At 56.4% G+C, this 18963-nt stretch carries 19 protein-coding genes and 1 riboswitch; of the genes, 12 read left to right on the top strand and 7 right to left on the bottom strand.

Annotation, left to right across the window (positions count from 1 at the left end; genetic code table 11):
* The first annotated feature begins 330 nt into the window (after positions 1 to 330).
* Positions 331 to 2352, top strand: a complete 2022-nt coding sequence (gene uvrB, locus RAC60_RS07135; protein WP_033737734.1) for an excinuclease ABC subunit UvrB — start codon at positions 331 to 333, stop codon at positions 2350 to 2352.
* Position 2353: 1 nt separating this feature from the next.
* On the opposite strand, the gene yvcK is transcribed toward uvrB, so the two are convergent.
* The gene (gene yvcK, locus RAC60_RS07130; protein ID WP_006118508.1) at positions 2354 to 3259 is read right to left on the bottom strand and encodes a uridine diphosphate-N-acetylglucosamine-binding protein YvcK; all 906 of its coding nucleotides are present in this window, start codon (positions 3257 to 3259) and stop codon (positions 2354 to 2356) included.
* Between the two features lie 201 nt (positions 3260 to 3460).
* Positions 3461 to 3594, top strand: a riboswitch (molybdenum cofactor riboswitch).
* On the opposite strand from yvcK, the gene moaA reads away from it, so the two are divergent.
* The 5 genes from moaA (at position 3583) to moaE (ending at position 6281) form a co-directional block, all read left to right on the top strand.
* Positions 3583 to 4572: a GTP 3',8-cyclase MoaA gene (moaA, locus tag RAC60_RS07125; RefSeq protein ID WP_172912616.1), complete on the top strand. Its 990-nt coding sequence runs from the start codon at positions 3583 to 3585 to the stop codon at positions 4570 to 4572. Its footprint overlaps the riboswitch before it by 12 nt.
* A gap of 14 nt (positions 4573 to 4586) precedes the next feature.
* Complete coding sequence (gene moaB, locus RAC60_RS07120; RefSeq protein WP_006118510.1) at positions 4587 to 5102, top strand: molybdenum cofactor biosynthesis protein B; 516 nt, start codon at positions 4587 to 4589, stop codon at positions 5100 to 5102.
* A 2-nt stretch (positions 5103 to 5104) separates the two neighbouring features.
* A complete protein-coding gene (moaC, locus tag RAC60_RS07115; RefSeq protein ID WP_375093158.1) occupies positions 5105 to 5590 on the top strand; it encodes a cyclic pyranopterin monophosphate synthase MoaC in 486 nt (161 codons plus the stop codon).
* Complete coding sequence (moaD, locus tag RAC60_RS07110; protein ID WP_006118512.1) at positions 5583 to 5828, top strand: molybdopterin synthase sulfur carrier subunit; 246 nt, start codon at positions 5583 to 5585, stop codon at positions 5826 to 5828. Before moaC ends, moaD begins: the two co-directional genes overlap by 8 nt.
* Positions 5829 to 6281 carry a molybdopterin synthase catalytic subunit MoaE gene (moaE, locus tag RAC60_RS07105; RefSeq protein WP_205955017.1) on the top strand — a complete coding sequence of 151 codons (453 nt, stop codon included), beginning with the start codon at positions 5829 to 5831 and terminating at the stop codon, positions 6279 to 6281. It abuts the gene before it with no gap.
* Here moaE and RAC60_RS07100 read toward each other — a convergent pair.
* Positions 6278 to 7063: an OBAP family protein gene (locus RAC60_RS07100; protein ID WP_039341505.1), complete on the bottom strand. Its 786-nt coding sequence runs from the start codon at positions 7061 to 7063 to the stop codon at positions 6278 to 6280. The two genes, moaE and RAC60_RS07100, sit on opposite strands and share 4 nt — an antisense overlap.
* Before the next feature lie 106 nt (positions 7064 to 7169).
* On the opposite strand from RAC60_RS07100, the gene RAC60_RS07095 reads away from it, so the two are divergent.
* Positions 7170 to 8264, top strand: coding sequence for a DUF1615 domain-containing protein (locus RAC60_RS07095; RefSeq protein ID WP_058701073.1), 1095 nt, complete (start codon positions 7170 to 7172; stop codon positions 8262 to 8264).
* A 95-nt stretch (positions 8265 to 8359) separates the two neighbouring features.
* On the top strand, positions 8360 to 9067 hold the full coding sequence (locus RAC60_RS07090; protein WP_033737729.1) for a Bax inhibitor-1/YccA family protein: 708 nt from the start codon (positions 8360 to 8362) through the stop codon (positions 9065 to 9067).
* A gap of 37 nt (positions 9068 to 9104) precedes the next feature.
* On the opposite strand, the gene RAC60_RS07085 is transcribed toward RAC60_RS07090, so the two are convergent.
* From RAC60_RS07085 to RAC60_RS07075, 3 genes are read right to left on the bottom strand one after another with little or no spacing between them, the layout of a single operon-like run.
* Complete coding sequence (locus RAC60_RS07085; protein ID WP_033737727.1) at positions 9105 to 10070, bottom strand: lysylphosphatidylglycerol synthase domain-containing protein; 966 nt, start codon at positions 10068 to 10070, stop codon at positions 9105 to 9107.
* Entirely contained in the window at positions 10070 to 11314 is a 1245-nt protein-coding gene (gene clsB / locus RAC60_RS07080) for a cardiolipin synthase ClsB (RefSeq protein WP_033737726.1), read from the bottom strand. The genes RAC60_RS07085 and clsB overlap by 1 nt, the downstream gene beginning before the upstream one ends.
* On the bottom strand, positions 11311 to 12072 hold the full coding sequence (locus RAC60_RS07075) for an endonuclease/exonuclease/phosphatase family protein (RefSeq protein WP_006118519.1): 762 nt from the start codon (positions 12070 to 12072) through the stop codon (positions 11311 to 11313). The genes clsB and RAC60_RS07075 overlap by 4 nt, the downstream gene beginning before the upstream one ends.
* Positions 12073 to 12249: 177 nt before the next feature.
* Between RAC60_RS07075 and RAC60_RS07070 the strand changes: the two genes are divergently transcribed.
* The 3 genes from RAC60_RS07070 to dusC all read left to right on the top strand — a co-directional run bounded on the left by RAC60_RS07070 (position 12250) and on the right by dusC (position 15208).
* Complete coding sequence (locus RAC60_RS07070) at positions 12250 to 12642, top strand: YbhQ family protein (protein ID WP_033737724.1); 393 nt, start codon at positions 12250 to 12252, stop codon at positions 12640 to 12642.
* A 224-nt stretch (positions 12643 to 12866) separates the two neighbouring features.
* A complete protein-coding gene (gene rhlE, locus RAC60_RS07065; protein ID WP_006118521.1) occupies positions 12867 to 14216 on the top strand; it encodes an ATP-dependent RNA helicase RhlE in 1350 nt (449 codons plus the stop codon).
* A gap of 2 nt (positions 14217 to 14218) precedes the next feature.
* Positions 14219 to 15208, top strand: coding sequence for a tRNA dihydrouridine(16) synthase DusC (gene dusC / locus RAC60_RS07060; protein WP_006118522.1), 990 nt, complete (start codon positions 14219 to 14221; stop codon positions 15206 to 15208).
* Between the two features lie 27 nt (positions 15209 to 15235).
* On the opposite strand, the gene ppk2 is transcribed toward dusC, so the two are convergent.
* Both ppk2 and RAC60_RS07050 read right to left on the bottom strand, forming a co-directional pair.
* Complete coding sequence (ppk2, locus tag RAC60_RS07055) at positions 15236 to 16153, bottom strand: polyphosphate kinase 2 (RefSeq protein ID WP_039341492.1); 918 nt, start codon at positions 16151 to 16153, stop codon at positions 15236 to 15238.
* Between the two features lie 14 nt (positions 16154 to 16167).
* Positions 16168 to 17772, bottom strand: coding sequence for an inorganic phosphate transporter (locus RAC60_RS07050; protein ID WP_133745095.1), 1605 nt, complete (start codon positions 17770 to 17772; stop codon positions 16168 to 16170).
* A gap of 162 nt (positions 17773 to 17934) precedes the next feature.
* On the opposite strand from RAC60_RS07050, the gene RAC60_RS07045 reads away from it, so the two are divergent.
* Positions 17935 to 18957 (top strand): transporter, encoded by a 1023-nt coding sequence (locus RAC60_RS07045; RefSeq protein ID WP_033737718.1) that lies wholly within the window; start codon positions 17935 to 17937, stop codon positions 18955 to 18957.
* The last annotated feature ends 6 nt before the right edge of the window (positions 18958 to 18963 follow it).

Raw genomic sequence — 18963 nt, 5'->3', positions numbered from 1 at the left:
ACGTAATGATGACAATCTGGGCTTTTTTTACTTACTATTAAAAATCAGTGTGTTAGTAAAAAACAAGCCTGCCGGATTGGACGCGATTCATCAAACTGCAATTTTATGACACAGGCTTGACAAATGTTAAATCAATACGTCGCTTGGGGATAACCTTGCGCAACAAAAACGGGTGTTTGCCTGGGCAAAAGTGCCAGAGTCAAGTAAAACCTGGCGACAATACTGTGCATCATTACTGGTATTATATCCAGTATTTTTTTCTGGCAAAATTGCCATAGCAGAGTAAAATAATGGGCTGCCCGCCGTCTTTCTTCTGCAGGAACCGCATTCATGAGTAAAGATTTTAAACTGAACTCCGCTTTCAAGCCTTCTGGCGATCAGCCGGAAGCGATCCGCCGTCTGGAAGCCGGACTGGAAGACGGCCTGGCGCACCAGACGCTGTTAGGCGTAACCGGATCGGGTAAAACCTTTACCGTTGCTAACGTTATTGCCGACCTGAATCGTCCTACCATGGTGCTGGCTCCTAATAAGACGCTGGCGGCGCAACTGTATGGCGAGATGAAGGAGTTCTTTCCCGAAAACGCCGTAGAGTTTTTTGTCTCGTACTATGACTACTACCAGCCCGAAGCTTACGTGCCCAGTTCGGATACCTTTATTGAAAAGGATGCGTCGGTTAACGAACATATCGAGCAAATGCGCCTCTCCGCGACGAAAGCGTTGCTGGAACGGCGCGATGTGATTGTCGTGGCCTCTGTGTCTGCCATCTACGGCCTGGGCGATCCCGATCTGTATCTGAAAATGATGCTGCACTTAACGCGCGGCATGATTATCGATCAGCGCAGCATCCTGCGTCGCCTGTCGGAGTTGCAGTACACGCGTAACGATCAGGCGTTTCAGCGCGGGACGTTCCGGGTCCGGGGCGAAGTCATTGATATCTTCCCGGCCGAATCTGACGATATGGCCCTGCGGGTTGAATTATTCGATGAAGAGGTGGAGCGGCTGTCCCTGTTTGACCCGCTTACCGGTCAGGTCGAATCGGTGGTGCCGCGCTTTACCATTTACCCTAAAACGCACTACGTTACGCCACGTGAGCGTATCCTGCAGGCCATGGAAGACATCAAGGTTGAACTGGCCGAACGGCGCAAGATCCTGCTGGAAAACAACAAACTGCTGGAAGAGCAGCGTATTACCCAACGGACGCAGTTTGACCTTGAAATGATGGGGGAGCTGGGATACTGCTCTGGTATCGAAAACTACTCCCGCTATCTGTCTGGCCGCGGACCGGGGGAAGCGCCGCCGACCTTATTTGACTATCTGCCGGCGGATGGCCTGCTGGTCGTCGATGAGTCGCACGTAACCATTCCGCAGATTGGCGGCATGTACCGCGGGGACAGGGCGCGTAAAGAGACGTTAGTCGAATATGGCTTCCGCCTGCCTTCGGCGCTGGACAACCGCCCCATGAAGTTTGAAGAGTTCGAGGCGCTGGCCCCTCAGACCATTTATGTCTCCGCCACGCCAGGCAAATACGAGCTGGAAAAATCGGGCGATGAGGTGATCGATCAGGTGGTGCGTCCGACGGGGCTGCTGGATCCAATCCTTGAGGTGCGGCCCGTGGCGACTCAGGTGGACGATTTGCTGTCAGAGATCCGCCAGCGCGTTAACGTCAATGAACGCGTACTGGTTACGGTGCTCACCAAACGTATGGCCGAAGACCTGACGGAGTACCTGGAAGAACACGGTGAAAAGGTGCGCTATCTGCACTCTGACATCGATACCGTCGAGCGCATGGAAATTATTCGCGACCTGCGCCTGGGCAAATTTGATGTGCTGGTGGGCATCAACCTGCTGCGTGAAGGGCTGGATATGCCTGAAGTCTCGCTGGTGGCCATTCTGGATGCCGATAAAGAGGGCTTCCTGCGTTCCGAGCGCTCCCTGATCCAGACCATCGGGCGCGCTGCACGTAACATCAATGGTAAAGCGATCCTCTACGGCGATAAGATCACGCCTTCCATGGCGCGCGCCATTGAAGAAACTGAGCGCCGTCGTGAGAAGCAGCAGCGCTACAACGAAGAGAATGGCATCGTACCGCAGGGCCTGAATAAGAAAATCACCGATATTCTGGAACTGGGCAATAACGTGGTGAAAACGCGGGGTAAAGCCAAACCCGGCAAGCGCAACGCCGCCGAGACAGAGACGGATTACCTGGCGTTGTCACCGCAGGCGTTGCAGAAAAAGATTCACGAACTGGAAGGGCAGATGCAGCAGCATGCGCAAAACCTGGAGTTCGAACAGGCTGCTGGCCTGCGCGATCAGCTCCAGGAACTGCGCACCTTGTTTATCGCGGTGTCCTGAGTCAGTTAAACCGCTGGATGGCGTGCTCCAGCGCGCCGCGCAGCAGCTGGCGGTCGTGACGATATTTAATATCTGCGGCCTCCAGCGGCTCCTGGATGATCAGGCGGTTGTCGATCAGACTGACGTCCGTGGCCGGTCCGACAACCACGGCGTCGATGACCCGTTTACCAATCGCCTCTTCCATTATTCGCAGCTTATCCGCCACGGTCAGCGCCGCTGCCGCCGGACTGAGTTCACGGCCCAGGTTGCCGATAAACACCATGTTCGCGGGCGTGCGGCGCAGCGCCTGCGCCATCTCTTTCATTAACAGAATGGGCATCAGGCTGGTGTAGAAACTGCCTGGCCCAATCAGAATCAAATCGGCTTCTGCAACGGCATCGAGCGCTTCGCGCGTCGGTTGCACCACAGGATGCAGCATTAACGCCTGTGGTGGTGCGCGCATCTCATCAATGGCGGTTTCACCATAAACGGCATTGCCTTCGTCATCTGTTGCCATCAAATCCACCGGATGTTCGGACATCGGGATTAAAAACGCGTCAACTTTTAGCAGATTTCGGATGATATTGACCACTTCCAGCGGACGCACGCTCAGATGATCCAGCGCTTTCAGTATTAAATTGCCCAGATTGTGCCCGGCCAGTTCGCCATTGCCGGTAAAGCGGTATTCGAACATCGCGGACGCGACGCTGGGCTCGGTAATCAACTGGTTAATGCAGTTGCGCAAATCGCCCCAGGCGATACCGCCTTCAGCCCGACGGATGCGACCGGTGGAGCCACCGTTATCAGTGGTGGTAACGATGCCGGTCAGGCGCGAACCCAGTGGTGACAAGGCCGACATCACGCGACCTAATCCATGTCCGCCGCCCAGTGCCACGACGCGATCCAGGTCCGCCAGTGTTCGATTCATATTTCTCCTTTTTCGCGTCTGCAGAGGCGTGAAACGCGCAGGGTGCAGACGAGGATGATGTGTGTCAGTTTATGACCGGCAGTTTACCGTATCCCGGGCGCGAAATACGGTGAAAGTTAACGTTACTGCGCACACAGAGTAAAAGCCGTGGATGGCGCATTTACCCTAATCGCGCTACCATCTGTATACCGCGTTAATCAGCCGGTTAACGTACACTCAAGCCTGAATGCCTACGTCTGCGGATAGGGGATTCAGGCCGTAGCCTACGCGCTGCCAGGGTGCAGGAAGAAATGACTGCATCTCCCGAACTGGAAAGGTGTTCTCTGGTGTCACAATTTACTGATGCATTTGCGCGTAAGTTTTATTACTTGCGCCTCTCGGTCACGGATGTCTGTAATTTCCGTTGTACCTATTGCCTGCCTGAGGGTTATCAGCCAAACGGTATCCGCAATAAAAGCTTTCTCTCACTGGATGAAATTCGCCGTGTCACGCGCGCCTTTGCGGCGGCGGGCACTGAAAAAGTGCGTCTGACCGGCGGTGAGCCCTCTTTACGTCGTGATTTCACCGACATTATCGCCGCGGTTAACGAAAATGCTGCGATTCGCCAGATTGCGGTCACCACCAACGGCTACCGACTGGCGCGCGATGTTAAGCAGTGGCGCGACGCGGGACTGACCGCGCTGAACGTCAGCGTAGACAGTCTCGATGCACGTCAGTTTCATGCGATTACCGGTCAGGACAAGTTCCACCAGGTGATGGCCGGGATTGACGCGGCTTTTGAGGCGGGTTTTAGCCAGGTCAAAGTCAACAGCGTGCTGATGCGCGATGTCAACAGCCACCATCTGGCGACCTTTCTTGACTGGATCCGTACGCGTCCCATCCAGCTGCGTTTTATCGAACTGATGGAAACCGGCGAGGGCGGTGCGCTGTTTCGCCAGCAGCATGTCTCGGGCGAAGTTATCCGCGATCAGCTGATTGCTCAGGGCTGGCAGCGTCGTATCAGCGGCCGCAGTGATGGCCCGGCCCAGGTGTTTTATCATCCGGATTACGTGGGTGAAATCGGGCTGATCATGCCGTATTCCAAAGATTTCTGCGCCAGCTGCAACCGTCTGCGGGTTTCCGCACAGGGAAATTTGCATCTCTGCCTGTTTGGCGATGGCGGGATTCCTTTACGCGATCTGCTGGCCTCTGACGACCAGCAAGATGAACTTCAGGCACGCATTGCCAGCAGCCTGGGCCAGAAGAAGCAGACGCATTTCCTGTTACAGGGAAATACCGGTATTACACAAAATCTTTCTTATATTGGCGGTTAACTGCAGGAGCAGACATGGGCAAATCAGCCAGCACGTTTCAACCGTTACAGCTCGCTATGCTGACGGTCTCTGACAGCCGTGATGCCAGCAGCGATACCTCCGGCGATTATCTGCGTGAAGCGGCAGCCGAGGCGGGCCACAGCGTGATCGATCACGCTATTGTTCCCGACAATGTTTACCGTATTCGCGCGATTGTGTCGCGCTGGATCGCCAGTGAAGATGTCCAGGTGGTCATTATTAATGGCGGCACCGGCTTCAATGCGAAAAACAGCACGCCTGAGGCGCTGCTGCCGTTGTTCGATCGGGAGATTGACGGCTTTGGCGAGCTGTTCCGCATGGTGTCTTACGAAGACATTGGCGGCTCGACATTGCAGTCCCGTGCGGTGGCTGGTCTGGCTAACCAGACGTTGATCTTTGCGGTCCCGGGCTCAACGTCAGCCTGTACCACCGCGTGGGAACGCATCATCGCTGACCAACTGGATGCGCGTACGCGTCCCTGCAATTTTGTCACTCATTTAAAGAAGCTTTAAGCATGTCACAACTTACCCACATCAACGCCGCGGGCGAAGCCCACATGGTGGATGTTTCCACCAAAGACGATACGGTACGCGAAGCGCAGGCCGACGTGCTGGTACTGATGAAGCCAGAAACGTTACAGATGATCATGGAAGGCCGTCACCATAAGGGTGATGTGTTCGCCACAGCGCGCATTGCCGGTATTCAGGCGGCAAAACGCACCTGGGAACTGATCCCACTCTGTCATCCGCTTATGCTGAGCAAAGTGGAGATCAACCTGGTCGCGGAACCCGAATTGAACCGGGTTCGCATCACCTCTCTGTGTCGGCTGACGGGGAAAACCGGGGTAGAAATGGAAGCCCTGACGGCGGCTTCCGTGGCGGCGCTGACCATCTATGACATGTGCAAAGCCGTCCAGAAAGATATCGTGATTGATCAGCTGCGCCTGCTGCATAAAAGCGGCGGCAAAAGCGGCGTTTTTCAGGCGGCAGCCCATGATTAAGGTGCTGTTTTTTGCGCAGGTGCGGGAACTGGTGGGCACGGACTCGCTGACGCTGGCCGCCGACTATCCCGACGTCGCGGCGCTGCGGACAGCGTTGTCTCAGCAGGGCGAACGCTGGGCGCTGGCGCTCGACAGCGAACGATTACTGGCGGCGGTTAACCAGACGCTACGCCCCATGACGCACCCTTTACAGGACGGCGATGAAGTCGCCTTTTTCCCACCCGTTACCGGAGGATAAATGGACACGCAAATTCGGGTCGGTCCCGCGCCCTTTGCGATGGCGCAGGAATACCAGTGGCTGGCAGGGTGCAACGAAGACGGCGCGGTTGTCACGTTCACGGGCAAAGTGCGCAATCACAACCTGGGCGATGATGTTGCGGCCCTGACGCTGGAACATTATCCCGGTATGACCGAGAAGGCGCTGCAGGAAATTACTGACGAGGCGCGCCAGCGCTGGCCGCTTCAGCGCGTCTCTGTCATCCACCGCATTGGTGAACTGTTTCCCGGCGATGAGATTGTCTTTGTCGGCGTCACCAGTGCGCACCGCAGCAGCGCCTTTGCCGCTGCGGAATTCATCATGGATTACCTGAAAACCCGCGCCCCGTTCTGGAAACGGGAAACCACCGGGCAGGGCGATCGCTGGGTCGATGCACGCAGCAGCGATCACGAGGCTGCGCAGCGCTGGGATTAAGGCGTACCACGCTGTTCGGCGGGAGCAAACTGCGTGTTGCCGTGCGCGTGTTCACCGCCGCCTTGTCCTCGCCGAAGCTGAATAACGTCACCGTCCTGCCAGGCATTGGCGCCGGGCACCACGGGATGTGCGACGATATCCGCCCGTTCAGCACGAATTTTTTGACTGTCGATGTCAAAACGGCGGTCGCGATCGGCCAGCAAGCGCGCATCCATTTGCCCGTCGGCGGTAAAGCCCATCATCAGCGCCGGAATGCCAATGGGCAGTTGCTTGTCGCGGTCGGTGTGCCAGGTATGCCAGGTTTTCCCGTACGTGTTGACGATACGCGTCATCAGCGCTTTTTCTGCGACGGCCGGCAGGCCTGGCGCGACCAGTGAACCGGATTTCACCTCGTACTGATGACTGTGCCACAGTTTTTTCTCTTCGGCGGGCAGGTTGCGGTACAGGCGCTCACTGATAATATATTCCACGCCCATCAGGCGCGCATCGCGCGTATTACCGTCATAAATCACCGCCTGCATCACATCATCATTCAGGACCGTCACATAGTGATGGGCTTCCATCTGGCCATTCTTGTCGCCGTTATAGAAATGAAAACCATCCAGATAGGCATTGATCGCATCAATGGGCGGGCGGGACTGCAGCACGGCCGCGCCGCTGTCCAGCGCTTTTAGCGTCGGTGAAGTGGGGGCGCCCGGCGAACTGACCTGAGCCGGTGTGTTATTGCCGCCGCAGCCGGCCAGCAGCAGGCTCAGTGCGATAAGTGTCCAGCGTTTTGACATAAAACATCCCTTTTTCGTGAAAAGAGATAACCTTAGTTCATATAATCGCATCTGCCCTGCGAAGCGGCGCAGTGTTAAGCTACTCTTTTTGCCTCAGAGGACAGGTATGTCATTCATTTCATTCCCCAAACGCCTGACGTTGCTCGCTATCCTGATACTGGCGGGCTGTAGCAGCAAAAAAACACCAGAAGCGCCCGCCAGGCAACCTGAGGATGTCAAAGCGCAGATTCAGCGCCTGCTGCCCGCCGGTGTCAGCGATAAATCAGGCTGGGCTGACGATATCTATACGTCGTTCCGTACCCAGGGTCTGGCCGCCAGCGACAGTAATTTGTGCGCGGTTATTGCGGTGGCGGGTCAGGAGTCAGGATTTGACGCCAACGGCACCGTACCCGGTATGGCAAAAATCGCCTGGGAGGAGATCGACCGCCGGGCGGCGAAGGTGCATGTTCCGGCGTTTTTAGTGCGCACCGCGCTGTTAATCAAGTCCAGTAATGGCGAAAGCTACGCTGCGCGGCTGGATAAGGCGAAAAGTGAAAAAGATCTGAGCGCCATTTTCGACGACTTTATTGAGATGGTGCCCATGGGGCAGAAGCTGTTTGGCAACCTCAACCCTGTTCATACCGGCGGACCGATGCAGGTGAGTATTGCGTTTGCAGAAGCCCATGCCAAAGGCTATCCATGGCCGGTTGAGGGTTCCATTCGCCGTGAAGTTTTCACGCGTCATGGCGGTGTCTATTTCGGCACAATGCACCTGCTGGGCTATCCGGCTGACTACAGCAAGCCGCTTTACCGGTTCGCGGACTACAATGCGGGCTGGTACGCCAGCCGCAATGCGGCGTTCCAGGCGGCGGTAGCCCGCGCGACAGGGATGAAGCTGGCGCTGGATGGCGATCTGATTCAGTATGGTTCGGACACGCCAGGATCGACGGAGCTGGCGGTGCGGACGCTGGCGAAACGCATTGATATGAGCAACCGCGAAATCCGCCACGATCTGGAGCGGGGCGAAAAGGCGGACTTCAGCGACAGCGATCTGTGGAAGCAGGTTTTTACGCTGGCAGACAAGATGGCCGGAAAGCCTTTGCCACGGGAAATGTTGCCGGGCATCAGACTTGAAAGTCCTAAAATTACCCGCAATTTAACCACGGCGTGGTTTGCTCAACGCGTCGACAGTCGTTATCAGCAGTGCCTGTCACGTCGATAAGTACGGCGTTGTGGCACAGTTGAACAGAGCTGTGCCACACTTACTCAGACAGCCCGTTTTGGGGCACAACACATTTGTTTAACAAGAGGTGCATCATGGACCGATATCCACAGAATGATTCAATAGTTCAGCCTGCATCTCGTGGGTTGCAGGCTTATATGGCACAGGTTTATGGCTGGATGACCTGTGGTTTGTTACTCACTGCCTTCGTCTCCTGGTTTGCCGCGCGCACACCGGCGGTGATGGAGCTGGTGTTTGCAAATCGCATCACCTTCTTCGGCCTGATCATTGTGCAACTGGCGCTGGTGTTCTTCCTCTCAGGTATGGTGCATCGCCTGAGCGGGGCCGTGGCGACGGGGTTATTCATGCTCTATTCGGCCCTGACCGGGCTGACCATGGCCAGTATCTTTCTGGTGTACACTTATTCGTCCATTGCCAGCACGTTCTTCGTCACGGCCGGGATGTTTGGTGCCATGACGTTCTACGGCTACACCACAAAACGTGATTTAAGCCGCCTGGGCAGTCTGCTGTTTATGGCGCTGATTGGTATTCTGCTGGCCTCGCTGGTGAACTTCTGGCTGAAAAGCCCGGCATTGATGTGGGCCATTACCTACATCGGTGTGGTGGTGTTTGTCGGTCTGACCGCGTATGACACGCAGAAACTGAAAAATATCGGTGAGCAGATTGATGCGCGTGACACGGAAAACCTGCGCCGCTACTCAATTATGGGCGCGCTGACGCTCTATCTTGATTTCATCAACCTGTTCCTGATGCTGCTGCGTATTTTTGGCAACCGCCGTTAAAAAACAGGCTGCTCTGGTGAACCAGAGCAGCCGTTTACTACGATTTTTGTAGCTTCTGCTCGTTCTTATGGCGCATATGTTTCGCGCGGCTCTCCAGCCCCAGATACAGCACCAGTGCCAGGAGCAACGGCAAAATAAAGTACAGCACGCGGTAAGCCAGCAGCGCGGCGATGATGGTCCCGTGTGAAAGGTTCTCGCCGCCCAGCAGCGCCACGAATACCGCTTCAAGCACCCCAATCCCCGCCGGAATATGAATAATTACGCCTGCGATACTACTGATTAACAGTACGCCCAGCACCATGGGATAACCGGCATCCCGGCCCAGCAGCAGCCAGATAATCGTGCCCATAACCAGCCAGTTGGCGCAGGAGACGGCAAACTGAAACAGCGCCATGCGCAGGGAAGGCAACTGCAGGGTTTGCCCTTTCACTTTCCAGCGACGACGTTTAGAAAACGCGCACGCCCAGAGATAAAACGCGACGAGCACCAGCAGCGCGGCACCAATAAGCCGTAGTGTGGTTTCGCCGATAAACCAGCCGCCGGGAATCGGAACCAGGCCTGCGCTGAAGATCACGCCCGCCAGCAGGATGTAGCCCAGCCAGTTAGTGGCGATGCTGAGGGAGAAAATGCGCGTAATCGTCGCACTGTCCAGGCCGAGCCGCGAATAGAGCCGGTAGCGCATAGCGACACCGCCAACCCAGGTACTCAGCGTCAGATTAAAGGCGTAGCAGATAAATGACACCAGCATCACCTGACGTTTGGCCAGCTTATGACCACAGTAGGCCCGACCAATCAGGTCGTAGCAGCCGTAAACCAGATAACTGACGATAACCAGTGCCGCCGCGGTCAGCACCACAAAGCGGTTGTAGTTAACAATGACCTTATAGACGTCATCCCAGTTCACTTTGCGTGCATAGATCACCAGCAGCACAATGACGGCGACGAAGAAGAGCCCGGTCAGGATTTTTTTTGCCAGTTTCCAGCGTGGGTGCGTGTTTGCCATCAGGAATTGGCTCCTTCATTGTTGGCTTCGACGCGATCTTGCGTCTCCATTTCGGGCTGAACCGGCGGATCCACCTGAGCCAGCTTTGGCGTATGCGCCGGTAACCAGCCGGCGATAGCCGGGAAGTGACGCAGAAAGTGGAACACGACAACGCCTTTCGTCAGCTGCCACCAGGTGCGTGGTGGCAACTTATCCTCTTCGACGCGCTGACAGTCTTCAGCCAGTAAATGCTCAAGATTATCGCGTAATGTCTGGTTAAAGTTGCGATCGTGAATGATCAGGTTGGCTTCAAGATTGAGGGACAAACTCAAGGGATCGAGATTGCTTGAGCCAACGGTAGCCCACTGCTGATCTTTCACCGCCACTTTGCCATGCAGCGGTCGGCGGCAATATTCATAGACTTCCACGCCCGCATCCACCAGATAGTTATAAAGCAGCTCAGCGCCCACTTTCACAATCGGCATATCCGGCTCACCCTGCACAATCAGTCGCACGCGTACGCCGCGCTGTGCCGCATTGCGCATCTCCTTAAGCAAACGGTAGCCAGGGAAAAAGTAGGCGTTGGCGATAATGACGTCCTGTTTGGCGGTGCGCAGCATGTCCAGATAATGCTGCTCAATATCATCCCGGTGCTGATCGTTGTCGCGATAGACAAACAGGACCTGCGCGTCGCCGGGCAGGGTGTTTTTGGCCGGACGATGTGAACGCTGTCCCCACCAGCGGCGAGTGGTGGCCTGACTGCCAATCGCCTCTTGCAGGTAGCGGGTAATGTCGGCGACCACCGGACCTTTGACCTCCACGGTATAATCCTGTTTGGCTTCCGGGCCAAAATCCGTGTAGTGCTCGGCGGAAAAGTTGATGCCGCCGACAAAGGCGATAACGCCGTCCACGACCACAGTTTTACGGTGCAGACGGCGAAAGACGTTAGTTCGCATGCCCATGATCAGCGGACGCGGATCGTAATAGATAAAGCGCACGCCCGCCTGCGTCAGACTGTTGACATAACTCTGGGACAGCTCGGAGGAGCCGTAGCCATCGACCATCATTTCGACCTTGACGCCGCGCTGCGCCGCCGCCAGCAGCACCTTGTGCAGGGCGTTGCCCACATCGTCTTCGAACAGGATAAAGGTTTCCAGCAGTACGCTGTGTTCGGCACGTGCAATCGCGCCAAACACCCGGGGGAAAAATGCGTCCCCGTTTTCCAGCAGGCGCAGTTTGTTGCCGTCTTGCCACTCAAAATTCATAGATGGATCTCCACCGCCAGCGGCGCGTGATCGGAAAGGTGTGACCAGGGTTTACGCGGCAATGCCCAGGGTTGACTGATCGTCGCATTGCGCACGTAAATACGATCCAGTCGCAGAAGGGGAAAGCGTGCCGGAAACGTCCGCGCAGGTCGTCCGCTTTTCAGGCTAAAGACCTCTTTTAGTCCCGCCCCTTTTTGCAGTATGTTGTTGGCTCGCCCCTGCCAGTCGTTAAAGTCACCGGCGACGACGACAGGTGCGTCAGCGGGTAACGCCATCACCATGTCGTTTAACATCGCCAACTGGGCACGACGGTGCGCCTCTTTCAGCCCCAGGTGCACACAGATGACATGCAGCGTGCCCCGGCCATCGGGCAGGGTAAGCTGGCAATGCAACATGCCGCGATTTTCGCTCCCGGCAATTGAAACATCGCGATTGTCGTACTCAGCAATGGGAAAACGCGACAGCACGGCGTTGCCATGATGTCCTTCCGGGTAAACCGCATTGCGCCCATAGGCAAAATCGTTCCACATCGTGTCGGCCAGAAACTCGTAGTGGGAGGTATCAGGCCAGTTTTCATGTTGCAGAGGGTGAATGTCATGGGTTCCCATCACCTCTTGCAAAAAAACGATATCTGCTGACGTTGCGCGCACTGCTTCACGCAATTCGGGCAAGATGAAGCGTCGGTTAAACGGGGCAAAACCTTTATGGGTATTAATCGTCAGGACTTTAAATGAAAATCCTTGCTTGATTTGTGGCATACTCGCGACGCGCTCCTTTTCATCTTCATCAACAACAAAGTGTAGTCTTTGTCACAAATGGAGGGTGAAGAAGAGGAATAATTAGGGCGTTATCTGAAATTTGCTTTACATTGAGAAACCGTCCCTGGCCGGTTACGGTTGCATATGTGCAACGTGCCAGGTCTGCAGGAGAGAGAAATGAAATTGTCGAATCGCTTTCAAATTATTACCGGTCAAACCTGGGCCCACATCGCGATGCACCTGCTGGTGATTGCCGCACTGGTCTGGGGCTGGAAACATAAAGCACTGGTCGAAGTGTGCAGTACCCTGGTGGTGGCTTATGCAGCGGTGTTTATCGCCATGCTGATCACGCAGCGTAGTGCCCGTTTACGTACCCTGGGTGATTACCTGGAAGAAGCGACCACCACGTACTATTTCGGTGCCGCGATGATGACGCTGTTCCTGGTGTCGCGCATTTTCCACAACAACTTACTGTTAGCCAGCCTTGGCGTGGTGATGTTGTTGGGGCCCGCGCTGGTGTCGTTGCTGGCGAAAGAGCCGGCAGGACGCATTGAGAAAAAACGCAGCTGAATCAGGCTGTCGCGCTAAAAAAGCCACCGCAAGGTGGCTTTTGTCGTTGGGAGATATGTAATCAATTGTGAGCTATCTCGCACAGGGGCGGTAAAGCTGTTACACTCCGCCGCTTATGCATCGTAGTTTGCACCCTTTTCACGCGTCAGCCTCAGCTGGCGTCACTATCCCTCTGAAAACTACACCGCCAAACGCGGTCAGAGTGGACCGGAGTAATACTCGTCATGTCTTTTGACTCTCTCGGCCTGAGTGCCGATATTCTGCGTGCGGTAGCTGAGCAGGGCTACAGCGAACCGACGCCTGTTCAGCGCCAGGCGATTCCTGTTGTGCTGTCCGGCCGCGATCTGCTGGCAAGCGCGCAGACCGGCACCGGCAAAACCGCCGGGTTTACCTTACCTTTATTACAGAAACTGTCCGCGAATACCGGAACAGTGCGCGGCCGTCGTCCGGTGCGCGCGCTGATTCTGACACCGACCCGTGAACTGGCCGCTCAGGTCGGTGAAAACGTCAGCGACTACAGCAAATATCTTCCGCTGCGTTCGCTGGTGGTGTTTGGCGGCGTCAGCATCAACCCGCAGATGATGAAGCTGCGCGGCGGCGTCGATATTCTGGTGGCCACGCCGGGCCGTCTACTGGATCTGGCTCATCAAAACGCCGTTGACCTGTCTCAGGTTGAAGTGCTGGTACTGGATGAAGCGGATCGCATGCTCGATATGGGCTTTATCCACGATATCCGCCGCGTACTGGCCAAACTGCCAGCTAAACGTCAGAACCTGCTGTTCTCGGCGACGTTCTCAGATGAGATCAAAACCCTGGCAGAAAAACTGCTGCACAACCCGGAGCAGGTTGAAGTCGCGCGCCGCAATACCGCGTCTGAGCAGGTTTCTCAGCAGGTGCATTTTGTTGACAAAAAGCGCAAGCGGGAACTGCTGTCTCAGCTGATTGGCGAAGGTAACTGGCAGCAGGTGCTGGTCTTTACCCGCACCAAGCACGGTGCCAATCACCTTGCCGAACAACTGGGCAAAGACGGCATTACGGCCGCCGCCATCCACGGTAACAAGAGTCAGGGCGCACGTACCCGTGCACTGGCCGACTTCAAATCCGGCGCGATTCGTGTGCTGGTTGCGACGGATATCGCGGCCCGCGGTCTGGATATTGAAGAACTGCCGCACGTCGTGAACTATGAATTGCCAAACGTGCCTGAAGACTACGTACACCGCATTGGGCGTACCGGTCGTGCCGCCGCAACGGGTGCGGCGCTGTCGCTGGTTTGCGTCGACGAACACAAACTGTTGCGTGATATTGAGCGCTTGCTGAAGCGTGAAATTCCACGACTGGCTGTGCCGGGCTATGAGCCGGATCCCAGCATCAAAGCGGAACCGATTGTGAACGGCCGCCAGTCACCGTCTTCACGCGGCCGCGGTCGGGGGCAGGGCGGACAAGGTGCCGGCGCGGCGCGTCCTCAAGGGGACAAGCGTGCGCAGCCGCGTCGTCAGGGACCCGCAGCGGGCCAGTCTGATAAGCCTGCGTCTCGTCCACGTCGGCCCGCGCCTAAACGCAGCGGAAACGTCTGATCATGCGGGTTTTACTGGCACCCATGGAGGGCGTACTGGATTCTCTGGTGCGCCAGCTGTTGACGGACGTCAACGACTACGATTTGTGCATCACGGAATTTTTGCGCGTCGTCGACCAACTGCTGCCGGTAAAATCCTTCTATCGCCTTTGTCCCGAACTGCATCATGCCAGCCGGACGCCGTCGGGTACGCTGGTTCGTCTGCAACTGCTGGGGCAGCATCCCGAGTGGCTGGCGGAAAACGCGGCCCGCGCGGTTGAGCTGGGCTCGTGGGGCGTGGATCTGAACTGCGGTTGCCCGTCGAAGCTGGTCAACGGCAGCGGCGGCGGGGCGACGCTGTTAAAAGATCCCGACTTAATCTACCGCGCGGCCAAAGCCATGCGGGCAGCTGTACCTGACTCCTTGCCCGTTACGGTTAAGGTGCGCCTGGGCTGGGATTCCAGCGCCCGCAGCATGGAAATTGCGGATGCGGTAGCGCAGGCAGGTGCCAGCGAACTGGTCGTCCACGGCCGTACCAAAGAAGACGGCTACCGTGCTGAGGCTATTAACTGGCAGGCGATTGGCGAGATTCGTCGGCGATTGTCTATTCCGGTTATCGCGAATGGCGAAATCTGGGACTGGCAAAGCGCCCAGGATTGTCTGCGAATCACAGGCTGTGATGCGGTGATGATTGGGCGTGGTGCGCTTAACGTGCCTAACCTGAGCCGGGTCGTCAAATACAATGATGCGCCCATGGCCTGGCCGGAGGTAGTGGTACTCCTGCAACAATATACCCGGCTTGAAAAACAGGGTGATACGGGCATGTACCATGTCGCACGTATCAAACAGTGGCTGGGCTATTTGCGTAAAGCCTACGTCGAAGCGGGTGAGCTGTTCGCTGAGATTCGCGCCTTAAAAACCTCAGCCGATATTGCTACGGCGATTGACCGCTATGCGGCATTACAGCGGCAGACCTGTCAGTTCTCTTCAGCCTCACCGGAAGTGAGAGCGTGACAGCGCGGCGCTTAGCCGCGCACGCGATCAATACTTTTCTGGCACGATCATATTTTCCGGCACCTCGTTGCGGTGGTAGTCTTGTGAGCGTTCACGCGGCGGCAGAATGATTTCGTCGTGTGGGGCGGCTTCATAAGGCACCTGCTGCAAAAGGTGGCTGATGCAGTTAAGGCGCGCCCGTTTCTTGTCTACGCCCTGAACAACCCACCAGGGGGCTTCCTGAATATGGGTGCGGCTCAGCATCTCTTCTTTTGCTTCCGTGTAATCTTCCCAACGGCGGCGGCTTTCCAGATCCATTGGGCTGAGCTTCCACTGCTTGAGGGGATCGTGGATACGGCTCATGAAGCGCAGCTCCTGCTCCTCGTCCGTGATCGAAAACCAGTACTTAATGATTTGAATCCCGCTGCGGGTCAGCATTTTTTCAAACTCGGGCACGCTGCGATAAAACTCCGCCACGTCGGCATCACTGCAAAATCCCATGACGCGCTCCACGCCTGCCCGGTTGTACCAGCTGCGGTCGAACAGCACCATCTCGCCCGCGGCGGGCAGATGCGCGATATAACGCTGAAAGTACCACTGGGTTTTTTCACGATCGTTGGGCGCGGGCAGCGCAGCCACCCGGCAGGTGCGCGGATTAAGGCGTTGCGTAATGCGCTTAATCACGCCTCCTTTACCGGCCGCATCGCGACCCTCAAACAGAATGACAAGCCGATGGCCGGTGCGCATTACCCAGTCCTGTAGCTTCACCAGCTCGCCCTGCAACTGCAGCAGCTCGCGAAAATAACGACGGCGCCAGGCTTTTTCATCGCTGCCCGTGGGCGCGGCCTCGCTAAAGCGCAGATCGTCCAGCTCCAGCTCCAGCTCTTCGTCGTAGCTGTCATAGAACTCCTGCATTAAACGCTGATTAAAAGCGTCGCGATTGAAACTGTTGTCGTGTGTTGCCATGACAATTCACCTGGTCAGATATGAATGAACAGCCCGTAGAGCAGGGCAGAAAGTAAAATCGAGACCGGCAGCGTCAATATCCAGGCGACGGCAAGATTGCGCAGGGTGGACATCTGCAGGCCAGAGCGGTTCGCCGCCATGGTGCCCGCCACGCCTGATGAGAGCACATGCGTCGTGGAGACCGGCAGACCAAAGGCATCGGCCGCGCCGATGGTCGCCATCGCCACCAGTTCGGCGCTGGCCCCTTGCGCATAGGTCAGATGGGTTTTGCCGATGCGCTCACCCACGGTGACCACAATACGTCGCCAGCCCACCATGGTGCCCAGCCCCAACGCGATTGCCACCACCACCTTCACCCACATCGGAATAAAGCGTGTGGCGCTGTCCAGCTCTGTTTTCACCGCCTTCAGGTTACGTGCCGTCTCATCGGGGAGCGAGACATGGGCGGTTTGCAGGTGCTTGATCGATTCTGCGGCCAGGTACATTTGATTGCGGGTATTGGTTACGGACTGGGCCGGAATATTGTCCATCGAGCCGTAGCGGCGAATCTGGTCGCTGATATCCCGTAACGTCATGCCAAGCGCGGGCAAGACGTTCGGATTGACCGTGTCAGTGCTGACAAAGGCCGTCAACACATTGCGTGAATCCGGGGTGGGCGTGGCGGCCGGTTGAATATGCAGTAACTGGCGCGCCGTCACGTCACTCAGTGCGGCAACGCGCGGGATTTGCTCGGGCGGAAGTGAACGGTTCAGTGCATAGGCGATGGGCATGGTGCCGACCAGGATCAGCATGATGAGTCCCATCCCTTTCTGCCCGTCATTCGACCCGTGAGCAAAGGAGACGCCGGTGCAGGTCAGAATCAGCAGGCCACGAATCCAGACCGGCGGCGGCTCGTTGCTGTGCGGGGCTTCGTACAACTGGCGGTTACGAATCAACAGCTTCATGGCCCACAGCAGCAGGGCGGCGCAGACGAAGCCCACGACGGGCGAGAGCAGTAAGGCATAGCCGACCTTCAGCGCCTGATCCCAGTCAACGCCACTCAGGCCACTGCGACCATGCAACATCGCATTCGCCACACCCACGCCAATAATCGAGCCAATTAAAGTATGTGACGACGACGAGGGCAGGCCAAAGTACCAGGTGCCCAGATTCCAGATAATCGCCGAGAACAGCAGGGCGTAAATCATGGCAAAGCCGTTGCCGCTGCTGGCCTGCAGGATGAGTTCGACGGGCAGAAGCGAAATAATGCCAAACGCGACCACGCCGCTGGAAAGCATCACGCCAAGAAAGTTGCACAGCCCTGACCAGACGACGGCCGCACCGGGCGTCAGCGAATGCGTGTAGATCACCGTAGCGACCGCGTTGGCGGTATCGTGAAACCCGTTAACGAATTCAAAGCCCAGCGCAATCAGCAGCGCCAGGCCGAGCAGAAAGAAAGGCACATAACTGGTGACGGGCGTGTTAGTTTTTTCCACATCGTGAAACAGATTAAATCCGGCAAAGGCCAGACCGGCTATTAACAGGACATAAAAAGCCGTTTTGGTTGCGCGGCTGCCTTTGCCGTTGAAATCGGGACGTCCCTGCGTCGTGCCTGAAGAGGATAAACTGTTTTCGCTCATGCCGTACCTCTTAGCGGATGCAGATGCGGAGTTACATCTGGTTAACGCTGTGTGATACCCGCTTTTTATGACAAAAAAATGATCCAGGCGGCACAGGTCATTTTGCTGTAACAAAACTTCAGCAGGCTGTGGATCTTAATTGATGATGCTGACAGGATTGCCATGGCGACAGACGTTGTTCTCACCCCACAAAAACGTGATTTTGATGATGATGTGGCCGGACTCATCCATGGTTATCGCTTTTCTCCTGATGCCCTCCCTCAACGCCTGAATGCCCGTGAAGCGGTAAAACTCGGTGAACACCCTCCTGAAGAAGGCTTTCTCTGGTTACATATCAATCTGAATCACGCGCGGGCACAGCACTGGGTGCAGGGCCACTTTCAGGTTGATGATGATTTTTTTGACGAGATTCATTCCGCCTCACCGCGCACCCGGTTAGCGGAACAAAGCAATGCCCTGCTGGCGGTACTGAACGACGTCACGCTGAGCCAGGAAAATCGCAGTACGCAAAATGCGACCCTGTGGATCTGGTGCCGTCATAATCTGGTCGTGAGCGCACGTTATCGCTCGTCAGTGATGATCGAAAAGATGCAGCAGGGGCTGGCGAAGCATAATTTTCCCAGTGCGGAGGCCCTGTTACTTTACCTGCTCGGTGAACAGGAGTTGCAGCTGGAACTGGTGGTGCGTCGCATCAGCCAGGTAGTCGATAACATTGAAGAGCGTTTATTAAGTCCGGCAATCAAGGCCAACCGCAGTGAGCTGGGGCATTACCGGCGCATGCTGCTGCGCATTCAGCGCCTGCTGGCACCCGAACCGGCGGCGCTGTTCCGGTTGCTTAACCGCCCACCCGCCTGGCTCAACCGCGACACGCTCCGCGAGCTGCGGGCGTTCACGGAAGAATTTAGCGTGGTGCTGAACGACCTGGCCAGCCTGATGGAGCGCATCCGTCTGCTGCAGGAGGAAATTGCAGCACGGTTGATGGAGCAGAGTAACCGGACACTTTATCTGCTGACCGTGATTACGGTGCTTGCACTGCCGATTAACATTGTGGCGGGATTTTTTGGTATGAACGTGGGCGGCATTCCGCTGGCGTCGAATCCGCACGGGTTTTTACTGCTGGTTCTGATCGTTCTGGCCTTCACGCTGCTGGCCGGCTGGCTGAGTTTTCGCCGCCCATCCAGATAGTGGTGT

Source organism: Pantoea sp. BR_17, from assembly GCF_041955125.1.
Lineage (GTDB): Bacteria > Pseudomonadota > Gammaproteobacteria > Enterobacterales > Enterobacteriaceae > Pantoea > Pantoea stewartii.
Note: the sequence above shows the minus strand (reverse complement) of the source record. Positions and strands in the feature narration are given on the sequence as shown.

Excerpts from the sequence above, each read along its gene's own strand:
- rhlE (WP_006118521.1), top strand. The coding sequence starts at position 12,867 with ATGTCTTTTGACTCTCTCGGCCTGAGTGCCGATATTCTGCGTGCGGTA.
- dusC (WP_006118522.1), top strand. The coding sequence starts at position 14,219 with ATGCGGGTTTTACTGGCACCCATGGAGGGCGTACTGGATTCTCTGGTG.
- moaC (WP_375093158.1), top strand. The coding sequence starts at position 5,105 with ATGTCACAACTTACCCACATCAACGCCGCGGGCGAAGCCCACATGGTG.
- RAC60_RS07070 (WP_033737724.1), top strand. The coding sequence starts at position 12,250 with ATGAAATTGTCGAATCGCTTTCAAATTATTACCGGTCAAACCTGGGCC.
- moaB (WP_006118510.1), top strand. The coding sequence starts at position 4,587 with ATGGGCAAATCAGCCAGCACGTTTCAACCGTTACAGCTCGCTATGCTG.
- RAC60_RS07090 (WP_033737729.1), top strand. The coding sequence starts at position 8,360 with ATGGACCGATATCCACAGAATGATTCAATAGTTCAGCCTGCATCTCGT.
- yvcK (WP_006118508.1), bottom strand. The coding sequence starts at position 3,259 with ATGAATCGAACACTGGCGGACCTGGATCGCGTCGTGGCACTGGGCGGC.
- RAC60_RS07100 (WP_039341505.1), bottom strand. The coding sequence starts at position 7,063 with ATGTCAAAACGCTGGACACTTATCGCACTGAGCCTGCTGCTGGCCGGC.
- RAC60_RS07075 (WP_006118519.1), bottom strand. The coding sequence starts at position 12,072 with ATGCCACAAATCAAGCAAGGATTTTCATTTAAAGTCCTGACGATTAAT.
- clsB (WP_033737726.1), bottom strand. The coding sequence starts at position 11,314 with ATGAATTTTGAGTGGCAAGACGGCAACAAACTGCGCCTGCTGGAAAAC.
- moaD (WP_006118512.1), top strand. The coding sequence starts at position 5,583 with ATGATTAAGGTGCTGTTTTTTGCGCAGGTGCGGGAACTGGTGGGCACG.
- RAC60_RS07050 (WP_133745095.1), bottom strand. The coding sequence starts at position 17,772 with ATGAGCGAAAACAGTTTATCCTCTTCAGGCACGACGCAGGGACGTCCC.
- uvrB (WP_033737734.1), top strand. The coding sequence starts at position 331 with ATGAGTAAAGATTTTAAACTGAACTCCGCTTTCAAGCCTTCTGGCGAT.
- ppk2 (WP_039341492.1), bottom strand. The coding sequence starts at position 16,153 with ATGGCAACACACGACAACAGTTTCAATCGCGACGCTTTTAATCAGCGT.
- RAC60_RS07095 (WP_058701073.1), top strand. The coding sequence starts at position 7,170 with ATGTCATTCATTTCATTCCCCAAACGCCTGACGTTGCTCGCTATCCTG.
- RAC60_RS07045 (WP_033737718.1), top strand. The coding sequence starts at position 17,935 with ATGGCGACAGACGTTGTTCTCACCCCACAAAAACGTGATTTTGATGAT.
- RAC60_RS07085 (WP_033737727.1), bottom strand. The coding sequence starts at position 10,070 with ATGGCAAACACGCACCCACGCTGGAAACTGGCAAAAAAAATCCTGACC.
- moaE (WP_205955017.1), top strand. The coding sequence starts at position 5,829 with ATGGACACGCAAATTCGGGTCGGTCCCGCGCCCTTTGCGATGGCGCAG.